This is a genomic window from Paracoccus sediminilitoris (assembly GCF_003259195.1).
In the GTDB taxonomy this organism is placed as follows: Bacteria; Pseudomonadota; Alphaproteobacteria; order Rhodobacterales; family Rhodobacteraceae; genus Paracoccus; species Paracoccus sediminilitoris.
Genome location: NZ_QJPK01000040.1, coordinates 1 through 13,655, shown reverse-complemented (window position 1 = coordinate 13,655; position 13,655 = coordinate 1). Strand labels below are relative to the sequence as shown.

15 protein-coding genes, 1 tRNA gene and 1 pseudogene are annotated in these 13,655 nt (G+C 64.4%); 8 read left to right on the top strand and 9 right to left on the bottom strand.

Annotation, left to right across the window (positions count from 1 at the left end):
- The first annotated feature begins 192 nt into the window (after window positions 1-192).
- Complete coding sequence (locus tag DKT70_RS16760; protein ID WP_158530139.1) at window positions 193-591, top strand: site-specific integrase; 399 nt, start codon at window positions 193-195, stop codon at window positions 589-591.
- A 29-nt stretch (window positions 592-620) separates the two neighbouring features.
- Here DKT70_RS16760 and DKT70_RS16755 read toward each other — a convergent pair.
- Window positions 621-697, bottom strand: a tRNA-Ile gene (locus DKT70_RS16755).
- A gap of 109 nt (window positions 698-806) precedes the next feature.
- Between DKT70_RS16755 and purM the strand changes: the two genes are divergently transcribed.
- The 3 genes from purM (at window position 807) to DKT70_RS16740 (ending at window position 3,327) form a co-directional block, all read left to right on the top strand.
- Window positions 807-1,847 (top strand): phosphoribosylformylglycinamidine cyclo-ligase, encoded by a 1,041-nt coding sequence (purM, locus tag DKT70_RS16750; RefSeq protein ID WP_111560217.1) that lies wholly within the window; start codon window positions 807-809, stop codon window positions 1,845-1,847.
- A complete protein-coding gene (gene purN, locus DKT70_RS16745) occupies window positions 1,844-2,437 on the top strand; it encodes a phosphoribosylglycinamide formyltransferase (protein WP_111560216.1) in 594 nt (197 codons plus the stop codon). Before purM ends, purN begins: the two co-directional genes overlap by 4 nt.
- Window positions 2,438-2,559: 122 nt before the next feature.
- Window positions 2,560-3,327 (top strand): calcium-binding protein, encoded by a 768-nt coding sequence (locus DKT70_RS16740; protein WP_111560215.1) that lies wholly within the window; start codon window positions 2,560-2,562, stop codon window positions 3,325-3,327.
- Between the two features lie 9 nt (window positions 3,328-3,336).
- Here the strand turns inward: DKT70_RS16740 and DKT70_RS16735 are convergent, their stop codons facing one another.
- From DKT70_RS16735 to DKT70_RS16720, 4 genes are read right to left on the bottom strand one after another with little or no spacing between them, the layout of a single operon-like run.
- A complete protein-coding gene (locus tag DKT70_RS16735; protein ID WP_111560214.1) occupies window positions 3,337-4,023 on the bottom strand; it encodes an ABC transporter ATP-binding protein in 687 nt (228 codons plus the stop codon).
- Window positions 4,023-4,781 carry an ABC transporter ATP-binding protein gene (locus DKT70_RS16730; RefSeq protein ID WP_111560213.1) on the bottom strand — a complete coding sequence of 253 codons (759 nt, stop codon included), beginning with the start codon at window positions 4,779-4,781 and terminating at the stop codon, window positions 4,023-4,025. Before DKT70_RS16730 ends, DKT70_RS16735 begins: the two co-directional genes overlap by 1 nt.
- The gene (locus tag DKT70_RS16725) at window positions 4,778-5,725 is read right to left on the bottom strand and encodes a branched-chain amino acid ABC transporter permease (protein ID WP_111560212.1); all 948 of its coding nucleotides are present in this window, start codon (window positions 5,723-5,725) and stop codon (window positions 4,778-4,780) included. Before DKT70_RS16725 ends, DKT70_RS16730 begins: the two co-directional genes overlap by 4 nt.
- Window positions 5,725-6,642, bottom strand: a complete 918-nt coding sequence (locus tag DKT70_RS16720; protein ID WP_111560211.1) for a branched-chain amino acid ABC transporter permease — start codon at window positions 6,640-6,642, stop codon at window positions 5,725-5,727. Before DKT70_RS16720 ends, DKT70_RS16725 begins: the two co-directional genes overlap by 1 nt.
- Window positions 6,643-6,847: 205 nt before the next feature.
- On the opposite strand from DKT70_RS16720, the gene DKT70_RS16715 reads away from it, so the two are divergent.
- From DKT70_RS16715 to DKT70_RS16700, 4 genes and pseudogenes are all read left to right on the top strand, one after another.
- Window positions 6,848-8,017, top strand: a complete 1,170-nt coding sequence (locus DKT70_RS16715) for an ABC transporter substrate-binding protein (protein WP_111560210.1) — start codon at window positions 6,848-6,850, stop codon at window positions 8,015-8,017.
- 216 nt (window positions 8,018-8,233) lie between these two features.
- A complete protein-coding gene (locus tag DKT70_RS16710) occupies window positions 8,234-8,710 on the top strand; it encodes a nucleoside deaminase (protein ID WP_111560209.1) in 477 nt (158 codons plus the stop codon).
- Window positions 8,711-9,111: 401 nt separating this feature from the next.
- Entirely contained in the window at window positions 9,112-10,536 is a 1,425-nt protein-coding gene (locus tag DKT70_RS16705) for a hypothetical protein (protein ID WP_111560208.1), read from the top strand.
- Window positions 10,537-10,859: 323 nt separating this feature from the next.
- Window positions 10,860-11,177 (top strand): annotated as a pseudogene (locus DKT70_RS16700) (integrase core domain-containing protein); the annotation flags it as partial.
- 99 nt (window positions 11,178-11,276) lie between these two features.
- On the opposite strand, the gene DKT70_RS16695 reads toward DKT70_RS16700, so the two are convergent.
- The 4 genes from DKT70_RS16695 to DKT70_RS16685 all read right to left on the bottom strand — a co-directional run bounded on the left by DKT70_RS16695 (window position 11,277) and on the right by DKT70_RS16685 (window position 13,439).
- Window positions 11,277-12,083: a DNA adenine methylase gene (locus DKT70_RS16695; RefSeq protein WP_111560207.1), complete on the bottom strand. Its 807-nt coding sequence runs from the start codon at window positions 12,081-12,083 to the stop codon at window positions 11,277-11,279.
- A gap of 216 nt (window positions 12,084-12,299) precedes the next feature.
- The gene (locus DKT70_RS16690; protein ID WP_146612673.1) at window positions 12,300-12,800 is read right to left on the bottom strand and encodes a hypothetical protein; all 501 of its coding nucleotides are present in this window, start codon (window positions 12,798-12,800) and stop codon (window positions 12,300-12,302) included.
- 16 nt (window positions 12,801-12,816) lie between these two features.
- The gene (locus DKT70_RS17870; RefSeq protein ID WP_146612672.1) at window positions 12,817-13,179 is read right to left on the bottom strand and encodes a hypothetical protein; all 363 of its coding nucleotides are present in this window, start codon (window positions 13,177-13,179) and stop codon (window positions 12,817-12,819) included.
- Entirely contained in the window at window positions 13,104-13,439 is a 336-nt protein-coding gene (locus DKT70_RS16685) for a peptidoglycan-binding domain-containing protein (RefSeq protein WP_111560205.1), read from the bottom strand. The genes DKT70_RS17870 and DKT70_RS16685 overlap by 76 nt, the downstream gene beginning before the upstream one ends.
- Between the last annotated feature and the right edge of the window lie 216 nt (window positions 13,440-13,655).

Here is a 13,655-nt window from a genome sequence, read left to right as displayed (position 1 = left end):
GACATGGACGGTTACCACCTCGATCAGCCCACGGATGATCTCCAGAGCCGACATCCGGATCTCCGGGTTGGTCAGGGCATCCGCCAGCTCGGTGACCTTGCGCGGGTAAAGCTCCGACAGGTTCGGGTGGAGGCGGACAAGAGACGGGGCAGGGGCGGATAAAGCCGCCAAAAGATGCAGGGTCGCGACGGCATGTTGATCAGCATTCCGGTGCATCCGGATTTGGCGGCGGTGCTGGCCGACCTTGCGAAGAATAGGCCATATCTGGCAACGGCTTATGGCAAAGGCCGGTCGCCGAACGGGCTTGGCAATCTTATGCGTGAGTGGTGTAATGCGGCAGACTTGCCGGAATGCACGGCTCACGGTCTGCGGAAGGCGTGTGCCAGACGACTGGCAGAGGCTGGGGCAACGGCGCATGAAATTATGTCCGTGACTGGGCATAAAACTTTGGCCGAGGTGCAGCACTACACCAAGGCCGCCCTTCGGGAAGGTTTGGCAGATTCGGCGGTTGCGAAGCTGCTTGCAAGGCCGAACAGGGAACAAACGGCGGTGAACCTTCCTGCAAGGTTCACCGGAATAACGACTAAATGACTGGAAGGAAAAGGGAAAATGATGGGGTTTGGTAGGCCCGGAGGGACTCGAACCCCCAACCAAGGCGTTATGAGCGCCCTGCTCTAACCAATTGAGCTACAGGCCCCTGCAGCAGGTTTCTGCGTAATGCGGCCATGCGGGACGGTCAAGCGCTTGGGCGTTGCTTGATGGGCGCAGTTCCGTTATCGGGAAGCCGACATCAGCCGGGGGCCGCCATGACACAGAACGGGATCAGCTATCGCGATGCAGGCGTCGATATCGACGCAGGGAACGCTTTGGTCGAACGCATCAAACCGGCTGCGGCCGCCACCAAGCGGCCGGGGGTCATGGACGCCTTGGGTGGTTTCGGTGCGCTGTTCGACCCGCGCGCGGCGGGCTTTGACGATCCTGTCCTGGTCGCGGCGACCGACGGGGTGGGCACCAAGCTGCGCATTGCCATCGACACCGGCCATCTGGACGGCATCGGCCAGGATCTGGTCGCCATGTGCGTGAACGACCTGGTCTGCCAAGGGGCCGAGCCGCTGTTCTTCTTGGACTATTTCGCCACTGGCAAATTGTCTGTGGACGAAGGCGCGCGCGTCATCGAAAGCATCGCGCGCGGCTGCAAGGCCGCCAATTGCGCCCTGATCGGCGGCGAGACCGCAGAAATGCCCGGCATGTATCATGACGGCGATTTCGACCTGGCGGGCTTTGCCGTCGGCGCGATGCAGCGTGGCACGGCCTTGCCCGCGGGCGTCGTGGCGGGCGACGTGCTGCTGGGCCTGCGCTCGGACGGGGTGCATTCCAACGGCTATTCGCTGGTCCGCAAGGTGGCCGAACATGCGGGCCTGGACTGGAACGACGCATCACCCTTTGGCGAAGGCACCCTGGGTCAGGACCTGCTGGTCCCGACGCGGCTCTACGTCACCTCGGCGCTGGCTGCGGTTCGTGCGGGTGGCGTGCATGCGCTGGCCCATATCACCGGCGGTGGCCTGACCGAAAACCTGCCCCGCGTCTTGCCCATGGATCTGGGCGCCGATATCGATCTGACCGCCTGGTCCCTGCCGCCCGTCTTTACTTGGCTGGCCGAAGCAGGCGGCATCGAGCAGGCCGAGATGCTCAAGACCTTCAACAGCGGCATCGGCATGATCCTGGCCGTCGCTGCCGACCGCGCCGACGCCTTGACCGAATTGCTGACCCAAGAAGGCGAAATCGTCCACCGCCTTGGTACCGTCACCGAAGGCGCGGGCATGCGCTACTCGGGCCAGCTTGCATGAAACGCGTCGCCATCCTGATCTCGGGGGGCGGTTCGAACATGCTGCGCCTGGCCCAGGACATGACCGGCGATCATCCGGCGCGGCCGGTTCTGGTCGCGTCGAACGACCCCGATGCGGCCGGGCTGGCCCGCGCCGCCGATCTGGGTATCCCGACCGCCGCCGTCGATCACCGCGACTTTCCGGGTGATCGCGCCGGCTTCGAGTCCGCCCTGCTGGATCCGCTGCTGGCTGCCGATCCCGACATCATCTGTCTTGCAGGCTTCATGCGCATCCTGACCCCCGCGTTCGTCACGCGCTTCCAAGGGCGGATGCTGAACATCCATCCTTCTCTTTTGCCCAAATACCCGGGCCTGCATACCCATGCCCGCGCGATTGACGCCCGCGACACCGAGGCGGGCGCCACCGTCCACTTGGTCACCCCGGTGCTGGACGACGGCCCCCTCTTGGGACAGGCCCGCGTGCCCGTTCTGCCGGACGATACGCCCGAAACCCTGGCCGCCCGGGTGCTGGTGCAGGAACACCGGCTTTACCCCGCCGTACTGCGCAAGTTCGCCACAGGCGATCACAGCCCGGTCCTGTTGCAAGGGTGACCCGCATCGCGCCCCGAAAGGGGCGCATCCCGGCGCCTTGCGACAAATTCATTGATTGTTAACCCTGCCTAGATAGTCTTTTCGCATGGACCTGTTGGGGCAGTCGCAAGAAGGGCATCCGCGTGCAATACGAATGGGCATTCCTTGCCAATTGGCTGATCTTTGCGGGCCTGACCCTGCTTTACATGGACCCCTTTGACATCTTCGGCAGCGATGATGACGACAAGGACGATGACGCGGTCGATCCCAACCCCATTGATGGCATCCGCGTCGTGGGAACGAATGCGGATGAGGAGATCTCCGGGTCCGAAGGTGACGACATCCTGCTGGGCCTTGCCGGCAGTGACACGATCACGGCGGGCGCGGGCGACGATTACGTCGAAGGAAATACCGGTGATGATCGGCTGATGGGCGGGGATGGCGACGATACGCTGGCCGGTGGCGGCGGGATCGATGACATCCTGGGCGGCGCAGGCAATGATGTTCTGGGCGTCGACCGTCTGGATGCGGATGCCGAATGGGATCGCGGCGGGGCCGAAACCTTGTCGGGCGGTGCGGGGGACGACCTTTTGTATTTCTCGGGTGATGACTTGGCGACCGGTGGAGAAGGGTCTGACAGCTTCAACATGGTCATCTCTCCGGATCAGGGGCCGGGCCATGTTACCGATTTCGTTCCGGCCGAAGACAGGCTGACCTTCTATACCGAGTTCGACCCCGAAAACCCGCCCCAGATCACCGTTGCCGCGGATGAAGACGGCCAGACCACCAGCGTCATGATCGGCGACCGCGAAACGCTGGTGCTGGACGGCACATTCAGCCGCGATGAGCTGGAGATCGAACTGAAGGAAACCAGAGATCTGAACTTGGATCATGGCCCCGACCTGCGGTGACAATCGGAATCAGACCCCCAGGAAGCGGTCCTTGACTTGGGGGTTCGACTTCAGGTCGTCCGTCGATCCGTTCCAGACGACCTGCCCCTTTTCGACGACGTAGTGGCGGTCGGCAAAGCGGGCCAGCGCCTCGACATTCTTGTCGATCACCAGAATCGCCTCGCCTTCGGATTTCAGGTGGATCAGGCAGTCCCAGATCTGTTCGCGGATCAGGGGGGCCAGCCCCTCGGTCGCCTCGTCCAGCACGATCAGGTCGGGGTTGGTCATCAAGGCGCGTCCGATGGCCAGCATCTGCTGTTCGCCTCCCGACAGCTGGTTGCCCATATTGCGCGCGCGCTCCTGCAGGCGCGGGAACATCGCATAGATGCGGGCCAGATCCCATTTGCCAGTTCGCGCCGTCGCCTGCAGATTTTCCTGAACGCTCAGATTTGGAAAGATCAGCCGGCCTTCGGGGACCAGCCCCAACCCCAGCCGCGCGATGCGGTGGGGCGCGGCACCCGTCACATCAACCCCGTCGATGCTGACTCGCCCGCCGCGCGGCTTCAACAGGCCAAAGATCGTGCGCACGGTCGTCGTCTTGCCCATGCCGTTGCGCCCCAGCAGGGTCACCACCTGGCCACGTTCGACCGCCAGCGACATGCCGAACAGTACCTTGCTGTCGCCATAGGCGGCCTGCAGATCCTCGACCAGCAACATCAGGATGTCCCTTCCTCTTCGCCCAGATAGGCGGTGCGCACGGCCGGGTCGTCGCGGATGGCATCCGGGGTGCCGCTGGCCACGATCCGGCCATAGACCAGCACCGAAACGCGGTCGGCCAGCTGAAAGACCGCGCCCATGTCATGTTCGATCAGCATCATCGTGACCCGCGACCGCAGGCGCGAGAGCAGCTCGACCAGCATCGCGGCCTCGTCCGGTCCGGTGCCCGCCAGCGGTTCGTCCAGCAGCAGCAGGCGCGGACCCGTGGCCAGCGCCACGGCCAGTTCCAACTGGCGCTTTTCTCCATGAGAGATCAGGCGCGCGGGTCGATGCGCCTTGTCCGCCAGCCCCACCTCGGACAGGCATTCCATCGCCTGGTCGTTCAGCGCGGCCTCGGACCCGGCGGGACGCCAGAAGCGGAAGGACGATCCCGAACGCGCCTGCACCGCGATGGCCACGTTTTCCAGCACGCTCAACTGCGGCAGGATGCGCGTCAGCTGGAAGGATCGCGCCAGCCCGCGTCGCACGCGCCCCGGCATGTCCAGATGGGTGATGTCGGCCCCGTCATAGATGACCTGCCCCGCATCGGTGGCCAGCTGGCCCGACAGCTGGGCGATCAGCGTCGTCTTGCCCGCGCCATTGGGACCGATGATGGCATGAACCTGTCCGGCCTGCACATCCAGCGACACGTCGTCGGTCACCGCCAGCGCGCCATAGGATTTTCGCAGACCCCGGACCTGCAACAGCGCGTCGCTCATTCCGGGCGCCCCTTTCCGGTGATTCGCGCGGCCAGCGTCGCCAGCCCACCCGGCGAAAACAGCACCACCGCCAGCAGCAACAGCCCGAAATACAGTTTCCAATGTTCGGAAAACCGCGCCATCCCCTCCTCCAACCCGATGGTGAACAGCGCGCCGGCGACCGCGCCCGTCAGGCTGCCGATGCCGCCCAGAACGACCATGATGATCAGTTCGCCCGATCGCTGCCAGCTGGCCAGCTGCGGCGAGACATATTCCAGCTGGTTCGCCAGCAGCACCCCCGCCACCGAACAGATCACCGCCGAGATGACATAGGCCGTCAGCTGATAGGGCAGGATGCGAAACCCGATGGCCTGCATGCGCAATCCGTCCTCGCGGGTGCCGATCAGGACACGGCCGAAACGCGATGCGGTCAGGCGCGAAAGGCCCCAGAAGCACAGAACCAGAATGCCCAGCACCAGATAGAACAGTGCCAGATCGTGATCCAGCCAGCCCCGCCCCGCGATGGTGGACCGCGCCGGCAGGCTGGCCCCGTCATCGCCGCCGAAAACCGACAGCGAGATCAGGAAGAAATACAGCATCTGCCCGAAGGCCAGCGTGATCATGATGAAATAGACCCCGCGCGTGCGCAGCGCGATGGTGCCGGTGATGGCCGCAAAGACCGCCGCCGCCAGCGCGGCCGCGGCGAATTGCAGGGCGATCTCGGTGATGCCCATGCTGTTCAGGACCAGCACGGCATAGGCCCCAATCCCCAGAAAGGCGGCGTGGCCGAATGACACCAGCGCCCCGTATCCCAGGATCAGGTCCAGCGACAGCGCCGCGATGGCATAGATCATCATCCGCGTCACGACCGAGGCGAAGAACCCCTGTCCCATGAACTCCAGCACCGGTGGCGTGACTGCCAGCAGCAGGAACAGGATCAGCGCGGCACTATCACGACGCGTCATCAGGCCGCCCTTCCGAACAAACCGTTGGGGCGCCAGCACAGAATTGCCGCCATCAGGATATAGACCAGCATCGGCGCGACGGTGCGGCCTGCCTGGGTGGCGGCGTCCAGTTCCAACACCATCTTCAGCACGATGGGGCCGAAGATGCGCCCGACCGTGTCGATGATGCCCACCAGCAGCGAGGCAACGAAGGCCCCGCGGATGGACCCGACCCCACCAATTACGATGACCACGAAGCCCAAGATCAGGATCTGGTCGCCCATGCCGGGATCGACCGAGAGGATCGGCGACACCATGGCCCCCGCAAACCCGGCCAGCATCGCCCCGAAGGCAAAGACCAGCATGAACAACCGCCTGATATCGACCCCCAAGGCCGAGACCATCGCCCGGTCATGCGCCCCCGCCCGCAGCAGCATGCCGATGCGAGTGCGCCCGATCACGAACCACAGCCCGAAAGCCGTCGCCAGCCCCGCCGCGATGATCGCCAGCCGATAGATGGGGAAACGGATCGGCCCCGCCAGCGGGATCGACCCCGACAGCAGGTCCGGCATCGACACGTTCAGCGGCGCGGCGCCCCAGATGATCTTGACCCCTTCGGACAGGATCATCACCAGTGCAAAGGTCGCCAGCACCTGGTCCAGATGCGGCCGGTCGTAAAGCCTGCGAAAGATCGCGACCTCCAGCACCAGCCCCACCAGCAGCGTCGCGGGCAGCGTCAGCAGCAGCCCCCACCAGAAACTGCCGGTCAGTGCCGCCAGGCTGACCATCAGATAGGCCCCCACCATGTAAAGCACGCCATGCGCCAGGTTGATGAAATCCATGATGCCGAAGACCAGCGTCAGCCCGGCAGCCACCAGAAACAGCAGAATGCCGAACTGCGCCCCGTTCAGGACCTGAAGCAGCAGAAGGTTTCCCATGCGCGTCATGCCCCCTTGGTCGTGATCGCCTGCCAATATGTTTCAAGCATGAAGGATTTTATTGCAACGTTTTTGATGTGCGGTCATCGTGGCTGGATGGACGCCCCGTCGCGCTGCCTGTTCCACCGCCACCGCGCGAACCGCTGCGCCATCCGACGTCACACGGGTTCAACAAGCAGCCGCCAAAAGGCTGCAAGGAGGTAGAATGACACATCTGAAATCCGCGCTGCTGGCGACCAGCATCCTTGCCGGGGCGGCGCCGATGGCGCATGCCGATGACGACGTGGTGCGCGTCGGGCTGGTCTATACGCTCAGCGGGCCGGCGGCGGTCCTGGGCGAACATTCCCGCGACGGCTTTCTGCTGGCCATGGAAAAGCTGGACAACAAGCTGGGCGGCAAGCCGGTCGAGATCATCGTCGTCGATGACGAACAAAAGCCCGACATCGCCGTCAGCCGGGCGCGCGAGCTCGTCGAAAGCAAGGAGGTCGATTTCGTCGTCGGCCCGGTGTTTTCGAACATCGTCAATGCCATCGTCGGGCCGGTCACCGACGGGGGCGCCTTCCTGATTTCCACCAATGCCGGGACGTCGAACCTGGCGGGGGCGGAATGCAACCCGGACCTGTTCGTGACCTCCTATCAGAACGACCAGATGCATGAGGTGTCGGGCAAATACGCCCAGGACCAAGGCTTCCAGAACGTCTTCTTGCTGGCGCCGAACTATCAGGCAGGCAAGGACGCGCTGGCAGGCTTCAAGCATTCCTATACGAACGGCATCGCCGGAGAGATCATGGTGCCCCTTGGCCAGCTGGATTTCTCGGCCGAGCTGGCGCAGATCGCCGCGATGCAGCCCGATGCCATCTATGCCTTCATGCCGGGCGGCATGGGCGTCAACCTCGTCAAGCAGTTCAACCAGGCGGGCATGACCGGGACGCCCTTCCTGTCGGCCTTCACGGTCGATGAAACCACCCTGCCGGCACAGCAGGACGCCGCCCTTGGCCTGTCGGGCGGGTCGAACTGGGCCCCCGACATGGACACGCCCGAAAGCCGCGATTTCGTCGAAAACTTCATCGCGGCCTATGATCGCGTGCCAGCGGTCTATGCGATGCAGGCCTATGACGCCGCCATGCTGATCGACAGCGCAGTCTCGGCGGTCGATGGCAACCTGTCGGATCGCGACGCCCTGCGCGAGGCGCTGAAGGCCGCCGATTTCACCTCTCTGCGCGGAGATTTCGACTTTGGCCCGAACCACTACCCGATCCAGGATTTCTATCTGACGAAGGTCGTCAAGCGCGATGACGGCCTCTATTCGACCTCGATCGATCAACCCATCTTCGAAGATTACGCGGACAACTATGCCGCCGACTGCACGATGTGATGGCCAGCCCCCGGTGCCGAACCGGGGGCCGTTTGCCGGGTGATCGCCAATGCCGCTCAAGGATTTGTAGGGGAAGGTGCCGCCCCTACGAGAACTGGTGCAAGTCATAAGACGCTTGCTGACAGGTTGGCCCTGCCTGGCCCCATGTGGGGGGATCATTGCGCCACGGTCCGCATCCTGAAACGGTCGGGCATGTCTACTTGGAAAGAGGTTCCCATGATTGACGATACGGATCGGCAGCATCTGCAGCGCTGCATCGAACTTGCCGCCCAAGCATTGGAAAGCGGCAACGAACCCTTCGGGTCGGTGCTTGTGTCCCACGAAGGAAAGGTCCTGTTCGAAGACCACAACCGCATCGGCAGCGGCGACCACACCCGGCATCCGGAATTCGCCATCTGCCGCTGGGCCGCCGAAAACCTGACTGCCCAGGATCGGGCCCGGGCGACGGTCTATACCTCGGGTGAGCACTGCCCCATGTGCGCAGCCGCGCATGGCTGGGTCGGTCTTGGTCGGATCGTCTATGCAAGCTCGGCGGCACAGATGACGGAATGGCTTGCCAAGCTGGGCGTGCCTGCGTTCCGAGTGCGCCCGCTAGCGATCACCGATGTCATCGGCGACACACCGGTTCAGGGCCCCTTTGACGAATTCGCGCAGCAGGTCCGCGAACTTCACGTCAAATCCCATTCCCGCTGATCCAGCGCCCACTGGCCCATGGCAGGCTACCCGCCATGGGCCAGCGCTGACGTTCAACATGTCCGAATGTCACAAATCGCCCGATTTCTTTTGCCCGGGGATGCGATCGCCTTCTGCACGACGCAGGCACCCAAAGCCGGACAATCATGCGCATCATACCGTCGACGCCGGTGCTGGTGCAGCCTGGGCCAGCGCCTGATGTCAGCCAAGGCCTCAGCGGGCTCTATTTCATGGCAACGTTGGCAGGGCCAACAGTTGAAAGCAGGCTGATGAAGGTAAAGCCCACACCGTGTCGAGCGCCATGATCGTCTCCAACAGCCCTTCACCTTTCCGGGCGGGTCTGAAAGGCTGCGGGCCAAGCTGCATGGTGGTCCGCGCCGCCCGATCAGGAATTCTGCCCGATGCCACCGTCCTCTGCCCTGCCCGTCATGATCGCCCGCATCTGCATCTGCGTCGTGATCGCGACGGGGCTGATCCAGATCTTCTGGCCGATCGAATGGATGGCCTTTGCGGCGGGCGCAGCCTTGGTGGTGTTCTTTGCCGTGACATGGCGGCAACTGACGGCGGTCAGCATCGTGCCGATGGTGCTCGCCGCGGCGCTGGTCGGGGTTGCCCTGGCGCAAGGGGTCGGGGTGCATGTCTTCGGCCATGCGCTGGAACGAGCGGTATTCCTGTCCTCGCTGCTGGCGCTGTTGGGGCTTTTGCGCACCGCCGCGGCGGCTGCCCCGGAAATCGCGCGTGCCGGTCGCTATCTGACAGCCCAGCCACCGGGGCGGCGCTATCTGGCGCTGAATTTCGGGGGGCATATCTTTGGCACGCTGATCAACTTGGGCGGGCTGGCGATCCTGCTGGACATGGCCATGCGGGCAATGGCGACCGGATCGGGGCATCTGCCGCCCGACCTGCAAGAGGTCAAGTTCCGCCGCATGACGCTGGCCGTGACGCGGGGATTCTCGCTGGTGGCGCTGTGGTCGCCGATGGGGTTCGCGGTCAATTCGCTGCTGATCTCGATGCCGTCGCTGGATTACCTGGATTTCGCGCCCTTGGGGTTTGTGTTGTCGTTCCTGTGCATGGGCTATGGGTGGATGCTGGACAGGGTGACGGCCCCACGCGGCAGGATCGTGGCGCAGCCAGCATCGCCCCCCGACCCCGCCGACGGAGGTGCGGTCTGGCTGCTGCTGCTGCATGTCGCACTGCTGGGGGTGGCTGTCATCGCGCTGAACGCGCTGACGGCGCTGTCCTTCCAGCAATCCTTGCTTCTGGTGGTGCCCAGCTACAGCTTGGGCTGGGCCGCCTGGACCGGCAGCCGCGATACCGGGGGCCGCGATGCCGCGATGGTCACCACGCAAGTCATGGGCGACGCGGTATCACGCTTCCCGCTGGCGGCTTCGGAACTGGCGGTCTTTGCCTCGGCGGGGCTTCTGTCGGTGCTGGTGGTCGAGGTCATGCCGACCGAGGCGATCCGCCTGCTGGCCATCGACCTGCAACTGACCGCCCTGCCGGTGCTGTGGATCTTTGCGGGATCGCTGTTCGGGCTGGGCTGCATCGGCATCAATCCGATCATCACGGCATCGGTGCTGGGAAGCCTTGGCAGCCAGCTGGCAATCCCGGGGCTGTCGGATACCGCCACCGCGGTTCAGCTGATCGGCATCTGGTCGGCGGTAATGTGCTTTTCGCCCTTCATCACCACGGTGGCCTATGCCGCATCGTTGGTGGGGCGCTCGGCCTTCACCGTGGGATTGCGCTGGAACTGGAGCTACAGCATCGGCGTCGCCCTGATCTGGACGGCAGGCACGTCACTGGCGGTGGTGGCGGGGTTTCTCTAGAGGCGGGCAGGATAAGACGAAAAGGGCCAAAACGATAGCGGAAAGGTATTCAGCTGCCAGTGGACTCTTCCTTCATAGGCAACTGGAATCCGCATTTATTTGATGACGAACAGCGGAGCGAGCAAAATTTACGGATGAACAGATCATCGGCATCCCAGACAAGCATGAGGCCTGCAAGAACAGCGCGGGCTCATGCTGCGAACACGGAATGTCGGAACGCGATTTTGCAAAAGTGAAGAGCCAGGTTCGGAGGCATGATGCCATCTTGGGACAAAATGCTGAAGGCAGCCGGAAAAGTGGATGCGGAGCGGTAGACGCTCTTGGCCGAGCAGAACGACGTCGCCTGGCACTACATCGATCCCGGCAAACCGCAGCAGAATGCCTTCATCGAGTCGTTCAACGGGAGCCTGCGTGACGAACTGCTGAACGAGGATCTCTTCGACACCTTGGATGACGCCCGCCGGAAGATTGCCCTCTGGCGCTATGACTACAATGCCGTCAGGCCGCACTCCTCGCTCGGCAACCTGACGCCGCTAGAAGCGCGCCGGACGATTGCGCCACCCGAGGGCTCCGCGCCCGGCGCGCTTGCCCTGAAACCATTCGCCGACTACCAATCTCAAACCGGCAGACTGTCGTTATGACCGAGGGACCAACGGGGGGCAGGTCACGGGTCACTTCGTCTGGACATGGCAAGAACATATGAAGAACGCACCATGCCCAGTCAAGCGTTCGGGTGACTGTCAGATGAGCCGCGCCTCTTCAGCCCGGTTCGAGATGATCAGCTCCCTGGCCTGCGTGCCCGCACCGGCGCTGATGGTGTAGGTCAGGGACACCTCTTCGAAGCGGAAGGCAGCGAAGGTCTCTCGGATCTCGGGCGTGTCGTTGATTGACAGGATGAAGCCGCCTTTGATCTGCGCCAGCTGGTCGGCCATCTTCGCGAACTGGCCGCGATCGAACATGCCCTTGCCGTAATCGGCCTCGCCGCCGAAATAGGGAGGGTCGAGATAGAACAGCGCCCGGTCGCTGTCATAGCGGTCGATCAGGTCGGCCCAGTCCAGGCTTTCCAGCACCACGCCGTCCAAGCGCTCGCGCGCCTCCTCGAGGATGATCTCCAGACGCGCCAAGGAAAAGCGCGGGCCGTTTGTGGCGGCGACGCCGAAGACGCCGCCAACCTGACCGCCGAAGGCCAGACGCTGCAGATAGAGGAACCGGGCGGCCCGCTCCAGGTCGGTCAGGGTGGCAGGATCCGTGGCGCGCAGGCGCTCGAACTCGCGCCGGCTGGCCAGTTGGAAGCGCATCACTTCCATCAGCTGCGGATAGTGGCGCTGCAGGATCCGGAACAGGTTGATGATCTCGCCATTCAGGTCATTGGCCACCTCGAGGGTCGGGCGGAACCGGCGGCGCAGAAACACGCCCCCCATTCCCACGAAGGGTTCGATGTAGGTGCGGTGCGGGATCGCCTCGATCCGCTGGATGATGCGGCCGTGCAGGCGCTTCTTGCCCCCCAGCCAGGGTGCGACAGGTGCGGCGGGTTTGACTTGTTTCACAGTGTGATTCTCGCTTAGGCGGCACCTGCCCCGCGCGGGGTGCAGGCGACCATAAGCTTCGTGCTGGTCGGTGCGGTTGGCCCTCGAAAAGCAGCCGCACGGATCGGACCGCAAGGTCCGGTCCCCTGCCGCGACGCGGAGGGGCAAGCAAAGGGCCGGGATGGCGGAGCGTATCGCCCGCCATCCCTGTCTGGGTTTTCGGGATCTGTGTCTGCCTCAGCGCGCGGCGTTGGCCGTGGCCTGCGCCAGCGCTGCGCTCAGCTTGTCAGGCGCGACGCTGCTCAGCTGCTTGATCAGCTCGGCGCGGGCCATGTCCTGCAGGTGCTGCCGGGCGTCCTGCGTCCGATCAAGACCGAAGCGTTTCAGCGCATCGCCGGCGCCTTCATCGACATAGGGCAGCATGGCGCGGGCGGCGGCGCTCAGCCGCTGGCCGATCGGCAGGTCGGCCGCCTGGTCCAGCAGCCATTCAAGCCCAAGCCGCGCGGCACGCTCCATGGCGGTCTGGATGGTGTCGCGGGCCTTGGCGTCCAGTGCCGCGCCGGTCACCTTGGTCACCGCGGCAGCGATGACCCCGGCCACGGCCGAGGCGAAGAGCGCGGCCAGCCAGGCGATGCCCTGGTCGACCAGCTGGGGAATGCCCTCGGCGGCCAAAGCTGCGACGGGGGCGGTCATCAGGGCGGCGGCCAGCGCCGCCAGCGTGGGGGTGATGCGTGTCATCAGGATCTCCATGGGATCAGTGGGTTTGCAATTCGCGGGACACCAGGTCGCGCAGGCGGTCGCCCACGGCGATCGGATCAGCGGGGCCCGCCATGCCCGGCAGCCAGGTGATGTCCCATTTCTGGCGCTGCGCGATGCCGAGGGCGGGCTGGATCTCGGCATGCGACAGGGTCGACCAGCGCGAGACGGGGATGTCGTAGTCCCGGCAGAGCCGCGCGGTGACGCGGGCCAGCTGGCAGACCTGCCAGGGGTGATCGGCGCGCGGCCGGGTTCGAAGGGGCGTTCCCGCGCCCCGGCCATGGCTCAGAGCGAGACCCCGATCGCACCACCATTGGCGTTCAGAGTGTGGGAGCGACCGGCGGTCGGATCGACAGGCCAACGTGGCGCTTCCTCCCCGGGGATCAGGCAATGGTAGGCGCGCAGATCGGTGGCGTTCGGCTGATGGTTGCCCGCCGTCCAGTGCCAGTGGATGCGGGTGATGCCGGTCGGGTGCGCGAAGGGCCTGCCATTGGCCGCCTGCGCGGCGCAGGCTGCGGCATAGGCTGCCCGGGTGCGCGGGCCGTCGATGCCATCGATGGGACCGGGCCAGAAGCCCAAGGCGGCGCAGCGCGCCTGCCGCGCGCGGATCTGGTAACTCATGAGGACCTCCGGACATGAAAAAGCCCCGCACGATGGCGGGGCCGGGGGAAAGAACTGGCGCTGGATGCGAATGCTTCGGTGGGCCGTTTTAAAAGCGTGGCGGCGTCGAGCCCTGTTGCGTTAAAGTCGATTTGACAGATGCAATCGATCTAGGCTCCAGCCTCATTGATTTTCAGAGCCAGAAGAGGATTGTTGCTGCGAGAGCTATTGCGGAGA

Excerpts from the sequence above, each read along its gene's own strand:
- DKT70_RS16760 (WP_158530139.1), top strand. The coding sequence starts at position 193 with ATGTTGATCAGCATTCCGGTGCATCCGGATTTGGCGGCGGTGCTGGCC.
- purM (WP_111560217.1), top strand. The coding sequence starts at position 807 with ATGACACAGAACGGGATCAGCTATCGCGATGCAGGCGTCGATATCGAC.
- purN (WP_111560216.1), top strand. The coding sequence starts at position 1,844 with ATGAAACGCGTCGCCATCCTGATCTCGGGGGGCGGTTCGAACATGCTG.
- DKT70_RS16735 (WP_111560214.1), bottom strand. The coding sequence starts at position 4,023 with ATGTTGCTGGTCGAGGATCTGCAGGCCGCCTATGGCGACAGCAAGGTA.
- DKT70_RS16730 (WP_111560213.1), bottom strand. The coding sequence starts at position 4,781 with ATGAGCGACGCGCTGTTGCAGGTCCGGGGTCTGCGAAAATCCTATGGC.
- DKT70_RS16725 (WP_111560212.1), bottom strand. The coding sequence starts at position 5,725 with ATGACGCGTCGTGATAGTGCCGCGCTGATCCTGTTCCTGCTGCTGGCA.
- DKT70_RS16720 (WP_111560211.1), bottom strand. The coding sequence starts at position 6,642 with ATGGGAAACCTTCTGCTGCTTCAGGTCCTGAACGGGGCGCAGTTCGGC.
- DKT70_RS16715 (WP_111560210.1), top strand. The coding sequence starts at position 6,848 with ATGACACATCTGAAATCCGCGCTGCTGGCGACCAGCATCCTTGCCGGG.
- DKT70_RS16710 (WP_111560209.1), top strand. The coding sequence starts at position 8,234 with ATGATTGACGATACGGATCGGCAGCATCTGCAGCGCTGCATCGAACTT.
- DKT70_RS16705 (WP_111560208.1), top strand. The coding sequence starts at position 9,112 with ATGCCACCGTCCTCTGCCCTGCCCGTCATGATCGCCCGCATCTGCATC.
- DKT70_RS16690 (WP_146612673.1), bottom strand. The coding sequence starts at position 12,800 with ATGACACGCATCACCCCCACGCTGGCGGCGCTGGCCGCCGCCCTGATG.
- DKT70_RS16685 (WP_111560205.1), bottom strand. The coding sequence starts at position 13,439 with ATGAGTTACCAGATCCGCGCGCGGCAGGCGCGCTGCGCCGCCTTGGGC.